Source organism: Conexibacter sp. DBS9H8 (assembly GCF_023330685.1).
In the GTDB taxonomy this organism is placed as follows: domain Bacteria; phylum Actinomycetota; class Thermoleophilia; order Solirubrobacterales; family Solirubrobacteraceae; genus Palsa-465.
In genome coordinates, this window is the sequence record NZ_CP097128.1 from 3,171,100 (window position 1) to 3,190,363 (window position 19,264).

General features: G+C 72.9%; 19 protein-coding genes and 1 riboswitch. Of the genes, 9 read left to right on the forward strand and 10 right to left on the reverse strand.

Going from position 1 to position 19,264, the window contains the following annotated elements; translation table 11 throughout:
• Positions 1-122: 122 nt before the first annotated feature.
• Positions 123-854: a Clp protease N-terminal domain-containing protein gene (locus M3M55_RS15125; RefSeq protein ID WP_249010336.1), complete on the forward strand. Its 732-nt coding sequence runs from the start codon at positions 123-125 to the stop codon at positions 852-854.
• 11 nt (positions 855-865) lie between these two features.
• Here the strand turns inward: M3M55_RS15125 and M3M55_RS15130 are convergent, their stop codons facing one another.
• The 3 genes from M3M55_RS15130 to M3M55_RS15140 are packed head-to-tail and all read right to left on the reverse strand — an operon-like array spanning position 866 to position 5,075.
• The gene (locus M3M55_RS15130) at positions 866-1,978 is read right to left on the reverse strand and encodes a glycosyl hydrolase family 8 (protein WP_249010337.1); all 1,113 of its coding nucleotides are present in this window, start codon (positions 1,976-1,978) and stop codon (positions 866-868) included.
• A complete protein-coding gene (locus M3M55_RS15135) occupies positions 1,975-3,522 on the reverse strand; it encodes a glycosyltransferase family 2 protein (RefSeq protein WP_249010338.1) in 1,548 nt (515 codons plus the stop codon). The genes M3M55_RS15130 and M3M55_RS15135 overlap by 4 nt, the downstream gene beginning before the upstream one ends.
• On the reverse strand, positions 3,519-5,075 hold the full coding sequence (locus tag M3M55_RS15140; protein WP_249010339.1) for a glycosyltransferase family 39 protein: 1,557 nt from the start codon (positions 5,073-5,075) through the stop codon (positions 3,519-3,521). Before M3M55_RS15140 ends, M3M55_RS15135 begins: the two co-directional genes overlap by 4 nt.
• A 213-nt stretch (positions 5,076-5,288) precedes the next feature.
• Between M3M55_RS15140 and M3M55_RS15145 the strand changes: the two genes are divergently transcribed.
• Positions 5,289-6,500, forward strand: a complete 1,212-nt coding sequence (locus M3M55_RS15145; RefSeq protein ID WP_249010340.1) for a serine/threonine-protein kinase — start codon at positions 5,289-5,291, stop codon at positions 6,498-6,500.
• A gap of 50 nt (positions 6,501-6,550) precedes the next feature.
• Here M3M55_RS15145 and M3M55_RS15150 read toward each other — a convergent pair whose 3' ends face one another.
• Positions 6,551-7,912 (reverse strand): ATP-dependent 6-phosphofructokinase, encoded by a 1,362-nt coding sequence (locus M3M55_RS15150; protein WP_249010341.1) that lies wholly within the window; start codon positions 7,910-7,912, stop codon positions 6,551-6,553.
• A 102-nt stretch (positions 7,913-8,014) separates the two neighbouring features.
• Here M3M55_RS15150 and M3M55_RS15155 point away from each other — a divergent pair, with 102 nt between their 5' ends.
• The 4 genes from M3M55_RS15155 (at position 8,015) to M3M55_RS15170 (ending at position 10,644) form a co-directional block, all read left to right on the forward strand.
• On the forward strand, positions 8,015-8,251 hold the full coding sequence (locus M3M55_RS15155; RefSeq protein ID WP_249010342.1) for a hypothetical protein: 237 nt from the start codon (positions 8,015-8,017) through the stop codon (positions 8,249-8,251).
• Positions 8,248-8,583, forward strand: a complete 336-nt coding sequence (locus tag M3M55_RS15160; RefSeq protein ID WP_249010343.1) for a type II toxin-antitoxin system PemK/MazF family toxin — start codon at positions 8,248-8,250, stop codon at positions 8,581-8,583. Before M3M55_RS15155 ends, M3M55_RS15160 begins: the two co-directional genes overlap by 4 nt.
• A gap of 121 nt (positions 8,584-8,704) precedes the next feature.
• Positions 8,705-9,355, forward strand: coding sequence for an alpha/beta fold hydrolase (locus M3M55_RS15165; protein WP_249010344.1), 651 nt, complete (start codon positions 8,705-8,707; stop codon positions 9,353-9,355).
• A 93-nt stretch (positions 9,356-9,448) separates the two neighbouring features.
• Positions 9,449-9,527: riboswitch (cyclic di-GMP riboswitch) on the forward strand.
• Positions 9,528-9,537: 10 nt separating this feature from the next.
• A complete protein-coding gene (locus M3M55_RS15170) occupies positions 9,538-10,644 on the forward strand; it encodes a hypothetical protein (protein ID WP_249010345.1) in 1,107 nt (368 codons plus the stop codon).
• 142 nt (positions 10,645-10,786) lie between these two features.
• Here M3M55_RS15170 and M3M55_RS15175 read toward each other — a convergent pair whose 3' ends face one another.
• The 6 genes from M3M55_RS15175 to M3M55_RS15200 all read right to left on the reverse strand — a co-directional run bounded on the left by M3M55_RS15175 (position 10,787) and on the right by M3M55_RS15200 (position 16,151).
• Entirely contained in the window at positions 10,787-11,734 is a 948-nt protein-coding gene (locus M3M55_RS15175) for a VWA domain-containing protein (protein WP_249010346.1), read from the reverse strand.
• A 43-nt stretch (positions 11,735-11,777) separates the two neighbouring features.
• Positions 11,778-12,806 carry a DUF58 domain-containing protein gene (locus tag M3M55_RS15180; protein WP_249010347.1) on the reverse strand — a complete coding sequence of 343 codons (1,029 nt, stop codon included), beginning with the start codon at positions 12,804-12,806 and terminating at the stop codon, positions 11,778-11,780.
• On the reverse strand, positions 12,803-13,858 hold the full coding sequence (locus M3M55_RS15185; protein WP_371878771.1) for an AAA family ATPase: 1,056 nt from the start codon (positions 13,856-13,858) through the stop codon (positions 12,803-12,805). The genes M3M55_RS15180 and M3M55_RS15185 overlap by 4 nt, the downstream gene beginning before the upstream one ends.
• A 17-nt stretch (positions 13,859-13,875) precedes the next feature.
• The gene (locus M3M55_RS15190; protein ID WP_249010349.1) at positions 13,876-14,835 is read right to left on the reverse strand and encodes a VWA domain-containing protein; all 960 of its coding nucleotides are present in this window, start codon (positions 14,833-14,835) and stop codon (positions 13,876-13,878) included.
• A complete protein-coding gene (locus M3M55_RS15195; protein ID WP_249010350.1) occupies positions 14,832-15,506 on the reverse strand; it encodes a PDZ domain-containing protein in 675 nt (224 codons plus the stop codon). Before M3M55_RS15195 ends, M3M55_RS15190 begins: the two co-directional genes overlap by 4 nt.
• Positions 15,507-15,572: 66 nt before the next feature.
• Positions 15,573-16,151 carry a TetR/AcrR family transcriptional regulator gene (locus M3M55_RS15200; RefSeq protein ID WP_249010351.1) on the reverse strand — a complete coding sequence of 193 codons (579 nt, stop codon included), beginning with the start codon at positions 16,149-16,151 and terminating at the stop codon, positions 15,573-15,575.
• Between the two features lie 52 nt (positions 16,152-16,203).
• Here M3M55_RS15200 and M3M55_RS15205 point away from each other — a divergent pair, with 52 nt between their 5' ends.
• From M3M55_RS15205 to M3M55_RS15215, 3 genes are all read left to right on the forward strand, one after another.
• On the forward strand, positions 16,204-17,355 hold the full coding sequence (locus M3M55_RS15205) for an acyl-CoA dehydrogenase family protein (RefSeq protein ID WP_249010352.1): 1,152 nt from the start codon (positions 16,204-16,206) through the stop codon (positions 17,353-17,355).
• Positions 17,356-17,456: 101 nt separating this feature from the next.
• The gene (locus M3M55_RS15210) at positions 17,457-18,224 is read left to right on the forward strand and encodes an SDR family NAD(P)-dependent oxidoreductase (protein ID WP_249010353.1); all 768 of its coding nucleotides are present in this window, start codon (positions 17,457-17,459) and stop codon (positions 18,222-18,224) included.
• Between the two features lie 32 nt (positions 18,225-18,256).
• Positions 18,257-19,228 (forward strand): nitronate monooxygenase family protein, encoded by a 972-nt coding sequence (locus M3M55_RS15215; RefSeq protein WP_249010354.1) that lies wholly within the window; start codon positions 18,257-18,259, stop codon positions 19,226-19,228.
• The last annotated feature ends 36 nt before the right edge of the window (positions 19,229-19,264 follow it).

Consider the following 19,264-nt stretch of genomic DNA (forward strand, 5'->3'; position numbering starts at 1 on the left):
CGAGCGGATGCTCCGCCACGCCCACCGCCTCCGCCGGGCCTGCGCAGCCGCCCACGTCACCGTCCTCGCCGTCCCGTCCGGCGCGAGCCGGGCCCGCCGGAGCGATCCTCTAGGCTCGGCGCGTGAACCGCCGCTCCCGCCTGGCTGGCCTCCTTCACACGATCCTCACCGGGCCGAAACCGACGGATCGTCTGCGGGCGATCCCGGCCCTGCGCCGGGAGCTCGACGAGCTCGAGACGGCGGCCGTCGCGGACGGACTGGCGGCCGGGATGAGCTGGCGGGAGATCGGGGAGGCGCTCGGCACCTCGAAGCAGGCGGCTCACCACCGCCACAGCCGCAACGTGCGCGAACTCGATCGGGCCGCCTCAAGTGAGCAGGGCGGACGGGCGGTGATCATCTCCCCGGAGGTCCGCAGCGCCGTGCGGATCGCCCGGCGGGAGGCGGCACTGCTCGGCGCGGCGACGGTCGGTTCCGGCCACCTTCTGCTTGGGCTGCTGCAGTGCCAGGAGCCGCTGACTGCCGGTGTCCTCACCCGGCTCGGCGTCGGGCTCGAGGCGACACGGGACCGGCTCGAGGCGACGGTGGAGATGCCCGCCGACGTCGCCGCCGCGCGGGCGAAGGCGGCCGCCCCGGAGGCGGCAGCCCGGGTCGGGCTCTCCGAGCTGGCCGCCGCCGTCCTCAACCGGGCCCTCAGCGAGCGTGCCGGCGGCGGCGAGCCGCTCGCGGCGATCGATCTGCTGCGCGCGCTGCTCACCAACCGCCACGGTGGGGCCAGCCAGACCCTGGAGGCGCTCGGCATCGACGGCGAGACCGCGCTCGCGGAGATCGCCCGCGCCACCGGTCAGCGGCCCTGAGCTGAGCCGACTCAGGCGGCGGCGGGCGGTCCGAGCCGGTTCGTGCTCAACAGCAGGCGCCCGAGCGCGACCCAGGCCGAGCCGTAGTAGGTGGGATGCTCGGCGTTGAGGCGGCTGGCGGCGCTGAGCAGCCCCGGAACCGCGGAGCGGTCCCCGGCCGCCACCGCAGCCGCCGCGGCGGCGATCACCGTCACCGGGTTGTGGTCTGAGCCGATCACCGCCCCGCTCAGGCTGTGCTCGGTGACGATGTCAATCGGATCGGTCGCCGAGAACACGCTCCAGGCTCGCGCGACGGCCGCCCGGTCCGATGCGCGGGGGGAGACGCCGAACCACACGAGCGCGCGGGGCGCGTCGAAGGTGAACGCCCCCGGTCCGCTCGTCGCCGACGGCCCCGAGACGGGGGTCGCCACCCCCGTCTGAGTGTTGACGGTCGCCCAGTCCGGCGGCAGCGGAGTGGTGAGTTCGTTGACGAGCGTCTCCCCACTGCTGGCGAGCGCCCCGAAGCTCGGGTTGCCGGTGAGCTGACCGAGCTGACGCAACGCGACCGGATCGATGTAGCTGGGATCGATGACGAGGTAGGACCCCTTGTTCGCCCACGGTCCGGCGATCAGCACGCTGAGCGAGCCCGCCCGGGCGGTCTCATGGGTGAGGATGGCCTCCGCGACCCGACGCGCTGTGGCGATGTAGTACTGGTCATGGAAGCGCCGGCCGGCGAGCAACAGCGCCCGGGCGGTCTCGAGGTCCGCGTCGGTCGCCGGGGTCGCGTCCACGACATGCCCGTCCGCCCAGTGGTAGGCGAACAGCCCGTCCGGCTGCTGGAGGTGAATCCGCGTCCAGCGCCAGATCGTGTGGAAGCGCTGTGAGTCCCCGACCGCGGCGGCCATCAGCATCCCGTAGGCCTGCCCCTCGCTGACGGTGTCGCCCCCCTGGTCGACCCGCACGACCCGCCCGTCCGGCCTGACGTAGTGGTCGAAGAAGAAGCGGACCGCCGCGAGCGCTGCTTCGGCCGGGGTGGCCCGGTGGCCACCCCGGCCGCCACCGGTCACCGCGCTCTGACCGGAGGCGGCACCGCAGCCGGCGATCAGCATCGCGACACCGAGCATCACCAGAACCCAGCGTCTCACAGCGCGGACGGGTCGACGCTGAGCGCGGGGGTGCGCGGTGGCTCGGACGCGACAGGCCGCGGCCGGCGCAGGGCCGGCCAGCAGCCGGTCGACAGGATCGTGATGTGGAAGCACGCGAAGGCGACGTTGTTGAAGGTGGCCGAACCCTGATTGTGCGCGAGCCCCCACACCGACACCGCGGCGAGGAAGACGATCGCCGCGAGGGCGGGCGCGACCGCCCGGGGCTGGCGGGCACCCGCGCCGGTCTTCGGGGTCACCTTGAAGGAGCCACGACGGCGGGCGAGGGTGAGGACGGAGGCGACGATGAAGATCCAGAAGGACGTCTCCGCGAGCGCGAGGGCGGTGAAGGTGTAGGACCCCGCGCCGGCAAGGGCGGCGGTCGACAGGGCGACGAGGAAGTAGGGGGAGAAGTGCAGCAGGAAGGCGGGCGCGGTGAGGTGGCTCAGGGGCTGGATGCCGAACAGCAGCCGCAGCGCCGGGAAGGCCATGTAGAAGAGCACCGTCCAGCCCGACAGCCAGTAGAGGCCCGAGAGCAGGTACTGGGCCCGCAGCCGCCAGGGCAGGCGGGCGGTGAGGATCTGCGGGATCGCGGCGAGGCAGCCTCGAGCCCAGCGCAGCTGCTGGGTGCTGTAGGCGGCCATGTCCTCGGGGCCGAGCCCGGAAGCGAGGACCTTGGGGAGGTAGGCGGTGTGCCAGCCGCGTTCGTGCAGGTTGATCGAGAGGGCGAAGTCCTCGGTGATCGAGTGCGTCGGGAAGCCGCCGGTCTCATCGAGGGCGGCGCGGCGGAAGATCACGTTGGTGCCGCAGCAGAAGGTCGCCCCGAGGCCGTCCTTGCCGCGGGCGATCGCCCCGAAGAACAGGGTCTGCTGATGCCAGGCCGCCCCGGGCACCCCCGGCTGGCTGCCGTTGGCGTAGTACTGGGGGGTCTGGACAAAGGCGAGCCGGGGGTCCTGCTCGAAGTGGCCGAGCGTCGCCTCAAGGAACTCGGGAAAGACGACGTGGTCACAGTCGATGATCGCCACGTACGGGGCGTCGACGCACCCGAGGGCGTGGTTGATGTTGCCCGCCTTCGCGTGCTCGTGACTGGGGCGGGTGAGATACCCGACACCGTGCCGAGCGGCCAGGTCGGCCATCTCCTGATCGTCGCCGTCGTCGAGCAGCCAGACGCGGACGTCGTGGCCGCGCAGCCCGGCGGCGGCGGCGACCGTGAGCTCGACGATCTCAGCGGGTTCGTCATAGCGGGGGATGAGGACGTCGACGGCGACGGCTTGCGTCGGAGCGATCGGCTCGCGGATGCGCTCGTGCGCGCAGGTCCACCAGAACCCGAGCGCCTGAATGACGTTGAGCAGCTCGGCGATGACGAGCAGGACGTAGAGGACCGGGTTGCCGATCCGCACCGGGTCAAGCAGCCAGTAGAGGTAGAAGGCGATCAGCGGAGCGCCGATCACCGCGGCGATCCGCACGCGGGTGCGCACCGGCATCCCCGCCGGGAGCGGGTTCCACGTCGGGGCGCGCAGACGGATATCGATCGGGTCGACGCTCATCGGAACCACCACACCTGAACGCCGGTGAAAGTCCAGTGCCGGACGAGGTGGCGGGTCGCCTTCAGCGCGCCGATCTCACGGTTGCGCAGGGCGAGGGCGGCCGGATCGTTCTGGAAGGAGGTGACGACGAAGATCGCCGGCGTCGTCCGAGGCGCGGGAAGCCGGCGCGACAGTGGCAGCGCACGGAGCCCGGGCGCAAAGCGAGCCATGACGACGTTGAAGGCGTGCGGCTCATAGAGAACCGTCGCCCGCCGGACCGCGTCGGCGCGCACGACCGCCAGCGCTGGACCGTAGGCGTCCCGGCGGGGGTTGTTCGGGTCGATCTGCTGGTCGACGAGGGCGCCTGCGAGCACGAGGACGAGCACGGCCCCGGCGAGGGCGCGGCCGCGGGCGCTCTTGGGCCAGGCGACCGTGAGCCGGGCGACGAGCACGATCAGCACGGGCGCGGCGACGACGATGTAGCGCACGTCAAAGGCGCCGGGAACGAGAAGGCCGAGGACGAGGAGCGCGACCGCGGCGGCGAGCAGGCCGCCGAGGGCGAGCCAGCTGCGGGGAGCGATGCCACGGCCGAGCGCGGCGAGGGAGGCGAGCATCGCCAGGGGCCAGACGGCCGACAGGGTGCTCGTGACGACCGCGGGATGGAAGCCGAACAGCAGCCAGGAGGCGTTCGAAGCGACCGTGTAGAACGACACGCCGGAGGCGGAGACCCCGAACACGCCGGCCAAGCCGCCGCTGTACTGCAACTGGGTGGCGAACAACACGCCGAGGGGGATCAGCTGCCAGAGCAGGGCGGCGCTCGCGAGCCCCCAGGCACGGCGATAGCGGATCAGCTCCGCGCGAGCGGCGTGGCGCTCGCGCGCCCCGGAGAGGAGGATCAGCTCGCTCACGAGCAGCACCGGCAGCGCAGTCCAATCCGACCACAGGGCGAGCGTCGCGGCGACGGTATGCAGGGCCCAGTCGATCGGCCGGCCGGTCCGGGCCGCGCGGAGCGCGCCGATCAGCGCGAGCGTGCTGAACAGGGCGGCGAGGATGTAGGGGCTCGCCTCCTGGCTGTACCAGACGAGGACGGGCGCGCAGGCGCTGACGAGCACGGTGATGAGCGCTGTGCGCCGGCCGTAGAGCTCACCGGCGAACCACCCGGTCACCGGCACGAGCGCGACGCCGGCGATGATCGAGACGATCCGCACGGCGAGCACGCCGGTACCGAGCAGCCGGACCGACAGCCACAGCAGGATCGGCGCGAGCGGCGGGGTGACGCCACCGTGGGCGAGGTGGTGGATGAGGCTGGTGAAGGAGACGGAGAGGCCGGCGGCGTCGAGGTTGCGGATCTCATCGAGCGACAGCCCGCGGGTGAGGGTGAGGCGGATCGCCGCGCCGATCAGCGTGGCGAGGAGGACGGTCGCGATGACGAGGCCACGCGACGTCTCCCGCGCGAACGGAAGGCGCGCGCGGGCGCGCCGGCTGAGCCGGAAAGGCTCGGCGACGACCGTCGGTGCGGGACTGTGCTCAGATGCCGGGCGTACCGGCGGAGGAAGGAGTGGAGAGTTCGCCATCAGATGAGAGAAGGGAAGAGAGGTCCGAGGATGAGAGAAGAGAGAGGACAGATCCGAGGAGATGGCAGGTACGCGAGCGGCGCGCAGCGAGCCGCGTTCTGCCGCAGGAGGTTGTGCCCCCTGGGCCCCGCGGTTATGCATGAGCGTCCGCTCACCGGACGATCGCGGTGAGGGGGTTTGACCAGGCAGCGGCGGAGGAAATGCATCTCCGAGATGACTGCGACAACGAACCGCTTTGCCAACTACGAAATTGACACGCTCGTCGGCGAGGACGAGCTCGGCGCGGTCTACCGCGCGCGGGATACCCGTCTGCCGCGGACCGTCGCCCTGCGCGTCGTCGGCGGCGACCTCGCCCGCGACCCGGTGACCCGCGCGCGCCTCAACCGAGAGGCGACGCTGCTCGCCGCCTGCGAGCACCCGAACGTGCTCCCGATCTATGAGACCGGCGAGAGTGACGGGCGACTGTTCATCGCGAGCCGCTGGGTGGACGGAGAGTCGCTCGGCGACCTCGTCGCCGCCCGCGGGCCGCTTCCCGCCGCAGAGGCCGTCGCGATCATTGAACAGGTCGCCGCCGCCCTCGACGCCGCCCACCAGCTCGGGGTGATCCACCGGGCGGTGCGCCCCTCCAGTGTGCTCGTCAGCGCCGGCGGCACCACCTACCTGACGAACTTCGGTCTCGCCCGCCGGCACACGGACATGACCGGCATCACGCTCCATGACCGCCTGCTCGAGAACTACGACTTCATCCCGCCGGAGTACATCAGCGGCGCGGAGACGGACACCCCGGCCGACATCTACGGGCTCGGCTGCATCCTCTACCTCGCCCTGACCGGTGAGGTCCCCTACCCGCGGCCGAGCTCGGCCGCGAAGATGTACGCCCACCTGTCCGGTGAGATCGCCTCCCCCCAGGCGGTCGTCCCAAGCGTTCCGGCCGCCCTCGACGCGGTCGTCCAGCGCGCGCTCGCCAAAGACCCCGCCGAGCGCCAGGCCAGCCCGGCGCAGTTCGCGGCCGAGGCGGGCGCCGCCCTGCGGGCTCGCGGGGATGGGGTGGGCGCGCCGGCGCCGCGCCGGAGACGGCGTCCGGCGACGCCCGCCGCGCCGGTGAAGGTGCCGGCCGCGGCCGCGCCGGCCGGGCGCGCCGAGCGTCCCGCCCGGGCCGCCCTGGCTGAGCGTCCCGCCCGCGCTGAACGTCCCGCCCGCGCTGAGCGTCCCGCCCGGGCTGAACGTCCCGCCCGGGCTGAGCGTCCCGCCCGCGCTGAACGTCCCGCCCGCGCGGAGCGCCCCGACCGGGCCGAGCGCCCCTCCTACACCGTGTACGGGCGGGAGCTCGAACGGCGCCGACCGCGGTCACGGCCGCTGATGGCGCTGCTCGCGGTGGCCTACTTCGCCCTCCCGGTCGCGTTGCTGCTCGCGCTCGTGCACTGATCGGCTCCTCCGCCCACTGACCGGTCCCTCCCCTCGAGGCGGGCTCCCGGTCAGAAGTTGAGGTTCACCGCCGCCCGGAACACGGGTGGCTGCCCGGTCGTCTCGATCACCGCGAGCCACAGGTCACCACCCGGGTCGACGACGTTACGTCCGGAGGTGACGAGCCCGATCGGCAGGTGGACGAAGCGGCCGTGCCAGCCGGCGACGATCATGTCGGTCCGGCCCGACAGCGCGGCATGCACCGCGGCGTGGGCGAGCCGGGTGCAGTAGACGGCGTCATATCCGGCGGCGGGGACGCTGCGGATCGCGTACCCAGGGTCGACGTAGCGGAGATTGAGCTCCCGGCGGTAGGCGGCGAAGCTCGCGATCAGCCGCTCCCGGATGAGGGCGCCGACGTCCGCGAGCCGGGCGTTCCCGGACGCGTCGGTCCCCTGTCCGCGGGGCAGCAGATCCTGACCGGCCCCCTCGGCGACGACGACGACGCAGTGGCCCTGATGATCGACGCGGCGGTGCACGTATTCGAGCAGGCCGTTGGGTCCCTCGAGGCCGACGGGCACCTCCGGGATCAGGACGACGTCCGCCTCGTGGCAGGCGAGCGCCGCATAGCAGGCGATGAACCCCGAGTGGCGGCCCATCAGCTTGACCACCCCGACCCCGTTGTGGTGGGATTCCGCCTCCACGTGGGCGGCGCGGATCGCCTCGGCGGCGTGGCTGAAGGCGGTTTGAAAGCCGAAGCTGTAGTCGATGAACGGGATGTCGTTGTCGATCGTCTTGGGCACCCCGACGACGGCGATGTCGAGCCCGCGCTCGCGCGCGACCGCGGCGATCGCCGACGCCCCGCGGAGACTGCCGTCACCGCCGACGACGAACAGGACGTCGATCTCCTCGGTGCCGAGGGTGTCGACGATCGCGCCGGGATCCTGGGCCCCGCGGGAGGTGCCCAGCAGCGAGCCGCCGCGGCGGTCGATCCCGCGCACGCCGTCTGCGCTGAGGGGAATCGGGTTCTCACAGTCCGGCGGTACGAGCCCGCGGAATCCGTTGCGAAAGCCGAGCACGCTGCGGACCCCGTACTGCTCGGTGAGGGCGATCACGAGGCCGCGGATGACGTCGTTGATCCCGGGACAGAGCCCACCGCAGGTGACGATCGCCACGTTCGTCTCCGCCGGGTTGAAGAACAGGTGGCTGCGCGGCCCACCCGGCTCGAGCGACGGGAGTTCGGACACCGTCGCCCCGCGGGCGCCCGCCATCATCTGCGAGTCGTCGAAGAGCACCCGGTCCTCGGTGTCCACCCAGTGCAGCGAGCTCGGCCGCCGGACGTGGGCGGTGCTGAGCGGAGAACGGTGCCGCGCCTCCCCGAGGGTCCGGATCGCGAGCTGCTCGGCGGTGAGGTCGGCCGGGTTGAAGGTGAACATCGGCAGGGCACAGGGTAGGTCGCGCCGGGATCGTGGGCGAGCCTGCCCGCAGGCGGGTCGTCGAGCGGGACGCAGTGTCTACATTTCGTCTACAGTGACGGGATGGCGTCCGGAGACACCACAACCGTCCGCGTCCGCCGGCCAGACTCCGAACGTCTCCAGTCTCTCGCCAAGGCTCGTCATACGACGGTCGTCGAGGTGCTGCACTCCGCGATCGATGCGCTCGAGCGCCAGGAGTTCCTGCGCGGCCTCAGCGGGGACTATCAGCGTCTGCGCGAGGATCCCGCGCTGTGGCAGGAGCATCTTGCCGAGCGACGCGAGTGGGATCCCCTGGCGTGATCTGGCGGGGCGACGTTCACGACGTCGACCTCGGTCAGCCCGTCGGCCACGAACCGGGATTCACGCGGCCGGCGGTCGTGGTCTCGGCGGACATCCTCAACAACGGTCCTGGCGGCCTCGTCGTGGTCGTCCCGTTGACGACCACCGCTTATGGACTGCGCAGCCATATCACGGTTGAACCCGAGGCAAGTGGTTTGGACCACACCTCATACGCACGCTGCGATCAGCTGAGGGTGATCTCAACCGCGCGGCTCATCTCCCGCCGCGGGAGGATCGGGCCTGACCAGCAACACGCCGTCGACCAAGCCCTCCGCTTCGTGCTCGACCTCTGACGCGGACCGTGCACGATCGTCAGCGGGCACAGGCCAGGTCGCCGGGGGCGGCCGCGCGGGGGGGTGCCGGGCGCCTGGCACCATCGGCCCCCACGTTCTCACCAGCGCAGGAGCCCGCACGATGATGTCACCCCCACATCTGTCCTTCCTCCCCGGCGCTTCGGGATCGGATGAGTTCTGGCAGCCCGTCGCGAACCGACTGCCCGCCGATTGGACCTGTTCGCGGTTGCGTTGGCCCGGCGCCGGGAACGAGCCCGCTGATCCGGGGATCTCCGGGTACGGCGATCTCATCGCCCAGGTTGGGGTGGGCCTCACCCCCGGCGCAGATCTCGTTGCCCAGTCGATGGGCGGCGTGATCGCCATCGGCGTCGCCGTCGCGTTCCCGGAGAAGGTCCGGCGCATCGTGCTCGTGGCCACCTCCGGCGGGTTGCCGTTCGACCTGCCCGCTGTGACCGACTGGCGCGGGGAGTATCGCCGGACCTTTCCGGATGCGGCCGCGTGGGTCACTCAGGAGCGCCCCGACTTCCGCGCGCACCTCTCTCAGATCACCGTGCCGGTACTGCTGATCTGGGGGGATGCGGACCCGATCAGCCCGCCGGCGGTGGGTGAACGCCTCGCCGACATGCTCCCGGACGCTCATCTGCACGTCATCGCAGGCGGCACCCATGACGTCGCCCATGACCACCCTGACGAGGTGGCGGCTCTCATCCGCACCCACCTCACTGACGCGGCCCCACCCTGCCCCGGCTCCGGTGTTCCGGAGCGGCCCTGAGCGCGGCGCGGCGCGACCGCACCGATCGGTCTCTCCACCATTCGTCCGGTCCCTCGAACCGGACCTGACATTGGCGGCGCTGGGGCGTCATCTCAGCGACAAAGGCAACCCCGCCGCGAGACGGGCACGCAAAACCAGGGACCTACACCCCGTAGGCCGCCCAGTTGCTCTCAGGAGACACCATGACCCAGCTGCCCGGGACCGCACACGTTCGGTCCCTCTCGATCACCGCCCTGGCTGCGATCGCCGTCCTCGCCGCACCGGTGCCGGCGTCCGCATCCGACATCCAGACCGGCGTCAGCGCCGTTCAAACCCACACGACGCACGCCGACGCCGCGCTCAAGCGGGCGGTGGCGGCGTTCAAGCACGGCAACGAGGCCCGCGGCACCACGCAGTTCACGATCAGCCAGAAGCAACTTGGCCTCGCCCAGGCCACCGCCGGACGGCTCCAGGCCCAGGCCCACACCGCGGCGGCGAAGACGGAGGCAGCCAAGGCTGAGATCGCCGTGGCTCACCAGGACGAGGTCTCGATCAAGGCGCTCGCCGCGACGGCCCCCGACACCACCAGCCGCGTCCAGAATGCCATCGCCGACGCCGCCCTCAACGACACGACAGGTCAGGCACGAGCGCTGGCCGTGCTCTCCGCCCTCGAGCTTCAGGCGCCGGCGCAAGCTCAGGTCGGACTCGCTCACGCGATCTCGGCCATCTCCACCGCCACCCAGAGCGAGGTGAGCGCCGAAGCCACAGCAGCAAGTAGCCCGAGTGAGAGCACGACGAGCGCGACCGAGCTCCTCTCCGCGGTTGCGACCGGGGTCAAAACCCAGGCGACCGCCGCAGTTGAGCTTGCTGCCCTCATCGCATCGGGCTCGATGCCAGCCGCGGCGGCGTCAGGCCTCGAGACCGCGTACGGGCAGGTGACATCTCAACAGGGGTCGATCGCCAACATCCTCAGCCACCTGTCGGCTCGGATGCCCGCATCGGTCCGCGCCTTCGTCACCTCGATCATCACCCAGGCTCGTGGCGATGCCAGCGCCATGCAGAGCAATCGCCCCACGCCGCCTGCTGCGGCCGGCGCCGGTAGCTCCGCTGGCGGCGGCTCCCGCCCATCCGGCGCCGGGACGGGCTCCGCCCCAGCAGGCAGCGGGGCCGGTAGCACCTCGGGCAGCGGGACCGGTGGCACGGCAGGCAGCACGTCGGGCAGCGGGACCGGCAGCACGGCAGGCAGCGGGACCGGTAGCACGGCAGGCAGCGGAACCGGATTCAGCACGCCCGTCAGCGGCATCCGGTAGCCGTCTGAGAACCGCACGCCGCCGGCGCTCCCAGCCGAGACCATCGCCCGGTGGGGCCCGTCAGAGCTGATCCGTCGGAGGAACGCGCCCCACCGGGGTGGCCGGCTCACTGGCCGGCCACCCCGCCACAGGCCAGGCGACCTCAGGCGACCCGGGTGCGGGTCCGGACGCTGCTGAGCAGGCCGGTGAGGAGCAGCAGCCCGGCGAGGAGCAGCACCTCCGGGGCGATGCTGCGTCGCACCGGGACGCTGCCGAGCTGGGAGCCGAGCCCCGAGTAGATCGAGCTGAGCGCCCCGGCGGTGCGGGCGGTGAACGAGCGGCCTCCGGAGGTGCGGGCGATCGCCGCCATCAGGGCCGGATCCGGGGGGACCGGGATCGGCTGGCTGAACGGGCCGACGTCGAGCACGCCGTTCGGGGTGCCGAGGGCGACGGTGTCGATCGGGATCCGCTCCCGGCGGGCCTGGGCGGCGACGGTGACCGGGCTGACCCCGAGGTTCGCCGCCCCGTCGGAGAGGAGGACGATCGCCCCCGGAGGGTGGTGGGGATCGCCACCGTGCAGGAGGGTGAGGGCGTCCTGAAGGGCGGGGCCGGTGTCGGTGCCACCGCCCGGGAGCTGGGCGTCGAGGATCCGGCGGGTGACCGCGTGGTCGCTCACCGGGGCCTGGATCACGTCGGGCGTGGTGCCAAAGCCGACAAAGCCGAGCCGCACCTCGGCGGGCAGCTCGCCGATCAGCGTGTTGCCGGCGTCGATCGCCGCGCCGATCCGGTCCGGGGCGACGTCGGTGGAGGCCATCGAGCCGGAGTGGTCGAGGACGAGCACGACCGCCGCGTTGGGCACCGGCACCCGCACGGTGATCTGCGGCCGGGCGAGGGCGAGGACGAGCACGGTGGCGCCGAGCAGCATCACCGCCGCCGGAACCCACGCACGCCAGCGGCCGGGACGATCCTCACCGGCGGCCCGGGCGAGCGTTCCGGCGGCGCTGAAGCGCAGCGCGTAGCGGCGGGCCTGCCGGCGGCGGAGGCGCCCGAGCGCCAACGCGAGGGGCACCAGGAGGAGAGCGGCGAGCCAGTCGGCGGCGGCGAAGCTCATCGCCGCCGGCTCCCGCGGGCGATCCTGAGCACCGCGCCGCCTCTCATCGCAGGCCGCCTCCGAGCGCGGCGAGCCAGTCCGCGTCGGTGCTGAGGCGGACGTGGCGGACCTGGAGGCGACGCAGCTCGCCGGCGATCCGCTCCCGGCGGGCCGCCTCCAGCGCGGCGAACCGGCGCCGCAGCCGCTCACTGGCCGTGTTGGCGCGCACGAGCTCGCCGGTCTCGGGATCGATCACGGCGAGGCGGCCGACGTTGGGAAGCTCCCGCTCCCGCGGGTCCTCGACCTCGACGGCGATCACCGCGTGACGGAGCCTGAGCGCCCCGAGCGGCCGCTCCCAACCGGCCTCGTCGCGGAAGTCGGAGATGACGGCGATCAGGCCGGCACGGTCGGCGAGGGTGAGGGTGCGGCTGAGCGCCTCCGCGAGCCCGACCGCGTGGGTCTGCGGTGGCACCGAGCGGCGCGGGGCCGGCTCGGGCGCGTCCGGAGCGACCCCGGCGGCGAGCAGGGCACCGAGGGCGACGAGCGCCGGCTTGGCCCCGCGCGGCGGCAGGGTCCGCAGCCGCCCGCCGCCCCAGGCGACGACCCCGACGCTCCCGGCCCGGCGGACCCCGAGCCGGCCGATGACGGCGGCGACCCCCTCCGCGACGTCCGCCTTGAGCCGCCCGGCGGTCCCGAACGCCATCGACGCGGACAGGTCGAGGACGATCCAGCTCGTCATCGCCCGCTCGGGCACGTGGAGGCGGACGTGCATCGTCCCGGTCCGGGCGCTTGCGGCCGGGTCGAGGTAGCGGACGTCATCCCCCGGTTCATAGGGCCGCAGCTGAGCCAGCTCGGTCCCCGGCCCGACCCCGGCGGCGAGGCGCCCGCCGGGCAGGGAGCGGGAGACGAGCCGGTTGATCACCGGGTCGAGCGCGTTGACCGCCGCGGCCGAGATCGGCCCCGGTCCCTGGCGCGCAGCGGGGACCCGGAGCCCCGCGGTCGGCCCGTAGGCGAGCCGCCCGCCCCGCCGGTCACCTTCTGCGAGCGGCCCCGGATCGGGCACGAGACGCCGCCGGTCAGCGAGCGTGCTCACCCGCGAGCCATCCGGACCTCATCCGGTCCGTCCCCGGTACCCGAACGGCCGACGGCGCCCGGGGCGGCGGCCCCGGAGGCGGGCACGGCGGTGAGGATCCGCTCGAGCAGCTCATCGGCGGTGATCCCCTCACTGAGCGCGTCATAGGAGAGCACGAGTCGGTGGCGGAGAACGTCAGCGGCGAGGTCGGTGATGTCCTCGGTGAGGACACGCTCGCGCCCTCGCAGCAGCGCGAGCGCCCGTCCCGCCTGGACGAGGCCGATCGGCCCCCGCGGGCTCGCCCCGAAGGCGATCAGCCCAGCCAGCTCGCCCAGGCCGTAGCGATCGGGGTGGCGGGTCGCGTCGGCGAGCGCAACCGCATAGCGCACGACCGTCGTGTCCGCGGTGACGGTTCCGACCGCGCGGGCGTGCGCCTCGAGGTCGGTGAGGGAGAGGCAGGTGCGCAGGGTCGGCGAGGTGCCGAGGCTGCGCGTCACCACCGTGCTCTCCTCCTCCACGCTCGGGTAGCCGACGACGATCTTCATCAGGAACCGGTCGACCTGGGCCTCGGGGAGCGGGTAGGTGCCTTCGGACTCGATCGGGTTCTGGGTTGCCATCACGATGAACGGCATCGGCACCCGGTGGGTCTGGCCGCCGATCGTCACCTGCTGCTCCTGCATCACCTCGAGCAGGGCCGACTGCACCTTCGCGGGGGCGCGGTTGATCTCATCGGCGAGGACGAAGTTCGCGAACACCGGCCCGAGCTCGGTGGCGAAGCTCGCGCTGTCGGGCCGCCAGATCCGGGTTCCGACGAGGTCGGCGGGGACGAGGTCGGGGGTGAACTGGATCCGACCGTAGCTGCCGCCGAGCACGGCCGCGAGCGTCTTCACCGTCAGCGTCTTGGCGAGGCCGGGCACACCCTCCAGGAGCACGTGGCCGCCGGCGAGGAGGCTGACGAGCAGCCGCTCCAGCATCGCGTCCTGGCCGACGATGACCCCCTTGATCTCCGCGAGCGCAGCCGCCATCGCCGCCCGCGCCCGCTCCCGCTCCGCACCGGCCTCAACCGCGTCCATGTGTCCTCCGTTCTCACTCATCCGAGCTCTCCAAACCAGGTCAGGGACAGGCCGCCGGCGATCAGGACGAGGGCGAGCCCGGCCGCGGCGAACAGCCACGCGAGCCCGCGTGTCACCGTGCGGAACCCGAGCCGGCGGGCGAGCAGCGCGTAGATCGCCCCGGCCCGCGCCGCGTCGGGCGCCCGGTAGAAGCGGCCCCCGGAGATCGCGGCGATCTGGGCGAGTTCGCTCGGGTCGACGGGCACCGGGATCGTCGCCTCCTTCCCGTGCACGCGGCCGCGGATCGTCCCCGCCGCCGTCCCGACGGCGATCGTGAAGATCCGCACGTGCCGGCGCCGTGCGGTCGCCGCGGCGCTCTGCGGGCTCACGCCGACGTTCAAGGTCCCGTCCGAGAGGAGGATGATCGCCCCCGGCGGCTCATGGTGATCGATTCGCGGGGCGGTCGCGATCGCGCTGAGGCCGGTGAGGATCCCCTCCCCGATCGCCGTCCCGCCACCGCCGATCTTCAGGCTCGCGACGGCGGCCCGGGCGAGCGCATGGTCCCGGCTCGGGGCCTGCAGCAGCGCCGGGCGGCGGGCGAAGTCGAGCGAGCCGATGGCGATCGTCGCAGGCACCCTGTGCGTGAAGGCGATGGCGGCCTTTTGGGCCGCCCCGAGACGGCTCGGTGACACGTCCCGGGCGGCCATCGAGTCGCTGACGTCGTTGGCGAGCATCACCGTCGCCGCCTTCACCGGCACCCGGACGTGATGGCGTGGGCGGGCGGCGGCGGCGATGACGAGCGCAAGGCCGGCCGCGAGGACGATCGGGGCGGCGTGGCGGCGCGCGCCGGGGCGGCGCGGCAGCACCGAGGCGGTGAGGGCCGGGCGCAGGAAGGCGGCCCGGGCGCGGGCGAGGCGGCGCTGTTCGCCGAGGTAAAGGAGCGCGAGCGCCGGGAGCGCGAGCAGACCGAGCAGGACGAGCGGTGCGCCAAAGCTCACGACTGGCGGACGGGGCGGCCCGTGAGCGTGACCGTCACCGTCACCAGGGTCGTGCCCCGGTTGACGGTGAGCGCGACGCGCTGGCCGAGCTTGAGCGCCGCCGTCACCGACCGCAGCTGACCGACCGTGTTGACCGGCCGGTTGCCGACGGTCTGGAGCACGTCACCGGGGTCGACGCCCGCGCTCGCGGCCGGTGATCGGCCGGCGACCGTGTCGACGGTGACCCCGGAGGAGCTGTCGGTCAGCGCCATCCCCAGCCAGGTGTAGGTCGGGCCGACGTTGACGCGCGCGGCGGCGGCCGGGGTCGTCGGCGCCGGCGTCGTCTGCGGCGGGGTCGTCTGGGGGGTTGAGGGGAGGATCGTCGCGCCCCCGGAGCCGTTCGGGCCGACCGTCGGGGCGGGCACCTGGGCGGAGGTCCGCGCGGCGGAGCCACCCGACCCGGAGGTGAGCGCGACCGCGAGGCCGGCGATCACGACGGCGACGATCACGCCGAGGGTGACGAGCGCGGCGGCGCTGAGCTGACGGCGGCGCCGCGAGGTTCCGGGTGGTTCGGGCGGCGGCGGGGCGGCCGGCCAGGTGGGCGGCGGCGTCGCCGTGGAGGACTCTCCGGGCGCCCGCGCCCCGGACTCCCGCTCCCAGTCTCCAGACCACAGATGCTTCGGGCCAGCCATCAGGAGCTGAATGCTATGCCGTCAACTGCAGGACTTGGTAAGAGCGAGCGGGGCCGCCGGCGCCGGTCAGGCGCTGACCCCGTGGAGAATGAGGTCCGCGAGCGCATCGTAGGCGTCGGCGTCCCCCATCCCGGTGGCGCTCCCGAGCGCGCCGGTCTGGATCCGGCGCATGGTCGCCGCGGCGACGTCGGCGACGAGGGCGCCGTGCACGGGCCGGAAGGCGCCACCGGTGATCCCCTCCTCGATCAGCTCCCCGACCCGCCGCGCGGCCAGTTCGGTGTTCTGCTGATACACCGCGGCGGTGCCCGGATGGGCGGCGAGGTCGGCCATGAAGACCGCCGAGGCGGGACGGAGGGCCTTGGCGACGGCCCGCAGGTAGGCGACGAGCCGGTCCGGCGGGGTCGACTGTGCGGCCGTCGCCGCCTCCACCGCCTCCGTCGCCTGACGGAAGAACGCGACCACGACGTTGACGGTGAGGCTCTCCTTGGAGTGCCCGAGCCCGTAGAGGGTGCTCTTGGAGCAGTGGAGCCGGTCGGCGAGATCGGCGAGGGTGAAGCCGGCGAACCCCTCGGCGAGAAAGAGGTCGAGCAGGTGCCCGAGCAGGTCGGACTGCCGGGACGGACGTTCCGAGGCGGCCGGAGACACGCGAGCGAGTGTACGGTAGTACCACAGTACGTACTGTGGTACCGTCCCTCGTATGGGAGCGACGCGATTGATTCAGTCCCCGGAGGCGAGGGCGGTCGTCGAGCTTGCCCGCGACTTCGCCCAGCGTGAGCTCGCCCCGATCGCCGCCGACCATGAGGAGCGCCACGACTTCCCTCGCGAGGTCTTTCGCCGGCTCGGGGAGCTCGGCCTGCTCGCGATGCCCTACCCGGAGGCGTGGGGCGGCTCGGCGCTGCCCTATGAGATCTATCTGCAGGCGCTCGAGGAGATCGGCGGGGCATGGGCGAGCGTCGGCGTCGGCCTCAGCGTCCACGTGATGTCCTGCTGGGCGCTGGCGACCTACGGCACCGAGGCCCAGAAGGAACGCTGGCTGGAGGAGATGCTCGGCGGCCGGCTGCTCGGCGGCTACTGCCTGTCTGAGGCCGATGCCGGCTCAGACCCGGGCGCGATGCGTGCCCGCGCCCGCCGCGACCCCGACGGTGGGGGCTACCGGGTGACCGGCGCGAAGGCGTGGGTCACCCACGGCGGTGAGGCGGACTTCTACACGCTGTTTGCCCGTACCTCCGACGATCCGCGCCGGGGGATCTCCTGCTTCCTCTCCCCCGGCCACGCGCCCGGGCTCAGCGTCGATCCGCCCGAGCGCAAGATGGGGCTCACCGGCTCGACGACGGCGACGCTCACCTACGACGACGTCACCCTGGAGGCTGACCGGCTGATCGGGGCCGAGGGGGACGGCCTCGGGATCGCCCTCGCCGCGCTCGACTCCGGCCGGCTCGGGATCGCCGCGGTCGCCGTCGGGCTCGCCCAGGCCTGCCTCGACCACGCGGTCGCCTACGCGAAGGAGCGCGAGACCTTCGGGACGGCGATCATCAACCATCAGGGGCTCGGCTTCCTCCTCGCCGATATGGCCGCCGGGGTGGAGAGCGCGCGAGCGACGATGCTCGAGGCCGCCCGCCGCCGTGACGCCGGACTGCCCTTCAGCCGCCAGGCCTCGATCGCCAAGCTCGTGGCGACCGACACGGCGATGCGCGTCTCCACCGACGCCGTCCAGGTCCTCGGCGGCGCCGGCTACACCCTCGACTTCCCGGTCGAGCGGATGATGCGCGAGGCGAAGGTGATGCAGATCTTTGAGGGGACCAACCAGATTCAGCGGCTCGTGATCGCCCGCCATCTCGCGCGCGACTGACCGCCGTCGGTCCCCGCCCGCCCGCGCCCCGACACGCCCGACCCGACCCCGACCCCGACCCCGACCCCGACCCCGACCCCACCCGACAGGAGCAGCCCACGATGGAGATCAAGGATGCCGGGGCGATCGTCTTCGGCGGCGCCTCCGGCCTCGGTGAGGCGACCGCCCGCCGGCTCGCCGCCGAGGGCGCGGCGGTGACCGTCGCCGACCTCACCGAGGACCGCGCCCGCGCCCTCGCCGATGAGATCGGCGCCAGCGCCGTGGGCTGTGACGTCACCGACCCCGACAGCACCGCCGCCGCGGTCGCCCACGCCGCCACGGCGACGCCGCGCGGGCTGCGGATCGCCGTCTGCTGCGCCGGGCTCGGCACCCCGGCGAAGCTGATCGGCCGGGAGGGACCGACGCCGCTGGAGAGCTTCGCGAAGGTGATCGCCGTCAACCTGCTCGGCACGATCAACGCGCTGCGCTGTGCCGCCGGGGCGATGGTCGAGAACCCGCCCGAGGGCGAGAGCGGCGAACGCGGCGTCTGTGTCAACACCGCCTCGATCGCCGCCTACGACGGTCAGATCGGCCAGGTCGCCTACGCCGCCTCCAAGGGCGGCGTCGTCGGGCTCACCCTCCCGGTCGCCCGCGAGCTCGCCGGCCGCGGCGTCCGGGTGATGACGATCGCGCCGGGCCTGTTCGACACGCCGATGCTCGCCGGACTGCCCGACAGCGCCCGTGCGTCCCTGTCGGGGACCGTGCCCTACCCGCCGCGCCTCGGCCGTCCCGAGGAGTACGCCGACCTCGTCGAGCACATCGTCACCAACGGGATGCTCAACGGCGAGGTGATCCGACTCGACGGCGCGCTGCGGATGGCGCCGCGCTGACCCCACCGACCGACCTTGAGGAGAATGGGCAGATGAGAACGCGTTTCACGGAGCTGTTCGGGATCGAGCATCCGCTCATCCAGGGCGGGATGCAGTGGGTCGGACGGGCCGAGCTCGTCGCCGCCGTCGCCAACGCCGGCGCCCTCGGGCACATCACGGCGCTTACCCAGCCGACCCCGGAGGACCTGACCCGGGAGATCGCCCGCTGCCGCGAGCTGACCGACAGGCCCTTCGGCGTCAACTTGACGATCCTCCCGTCGATCACCCCGCCGCCGTACATGGAGTACGCCCAGGCGATCGTTGAGGCCGGCGTGCCGTTCGTGGAGACGGCCGGGAACGACCCGACGACGTTCCTCGAGATCTTCAAGCCGGCGGGGATCAAGGTGATCCACAAGGCGACGACGGTCCGCCACGCGCTCAAGGCCCAGTCGCTCGGGGTCGACGCCGTCTCGATCGACGGGTTCGACTGCGCCGGCCATCCCGGTGAGGACGACGTCCCCGGCCTCGTGCTGATCCCCGCTGCCGCCGACAAGCTCGACTGTGTGCTGATCGCCTCCGGCGGGATCGCCGACGCCCGCGGTCTCGTCGCCGCCCTCGCCCTCGGGGCCGACGCGGTCAACATGGGCACGCGGTTCATGTGCACGGCCGAATCGCCGATCCACGAGCAGGTCAAGGCCCACCTCGTCCACGCGGACGAGCGGATGACCCAGCACATCTTCCGTTCCTTCCGCAATACCGCCCGGGTCGCCCGCAACAAGATCTCCGAGCAGGTCGTCGAGATCGAGAAGGCGGGCGGCAGCTTCGAGGACGTCCGCGACCTCGTCTCGGGCCAGCGCGGCCGCCTCGTCTATGAGACCGGGGACACGGACGCGGGGATCTGGAGCGCCGGGCTCTCCCAGGCGCTCATCCACGACGTCCCGACCTGCCAGGAGCTCGTCGAGCGGATCATGACCGAGGCGGAGGAGATCATCCACACCCGCCTCGCCGGGCTCGTCCCCGCATGAGGCCCGCCGGCAACCGGCCCGTATTCCCCTGATCCG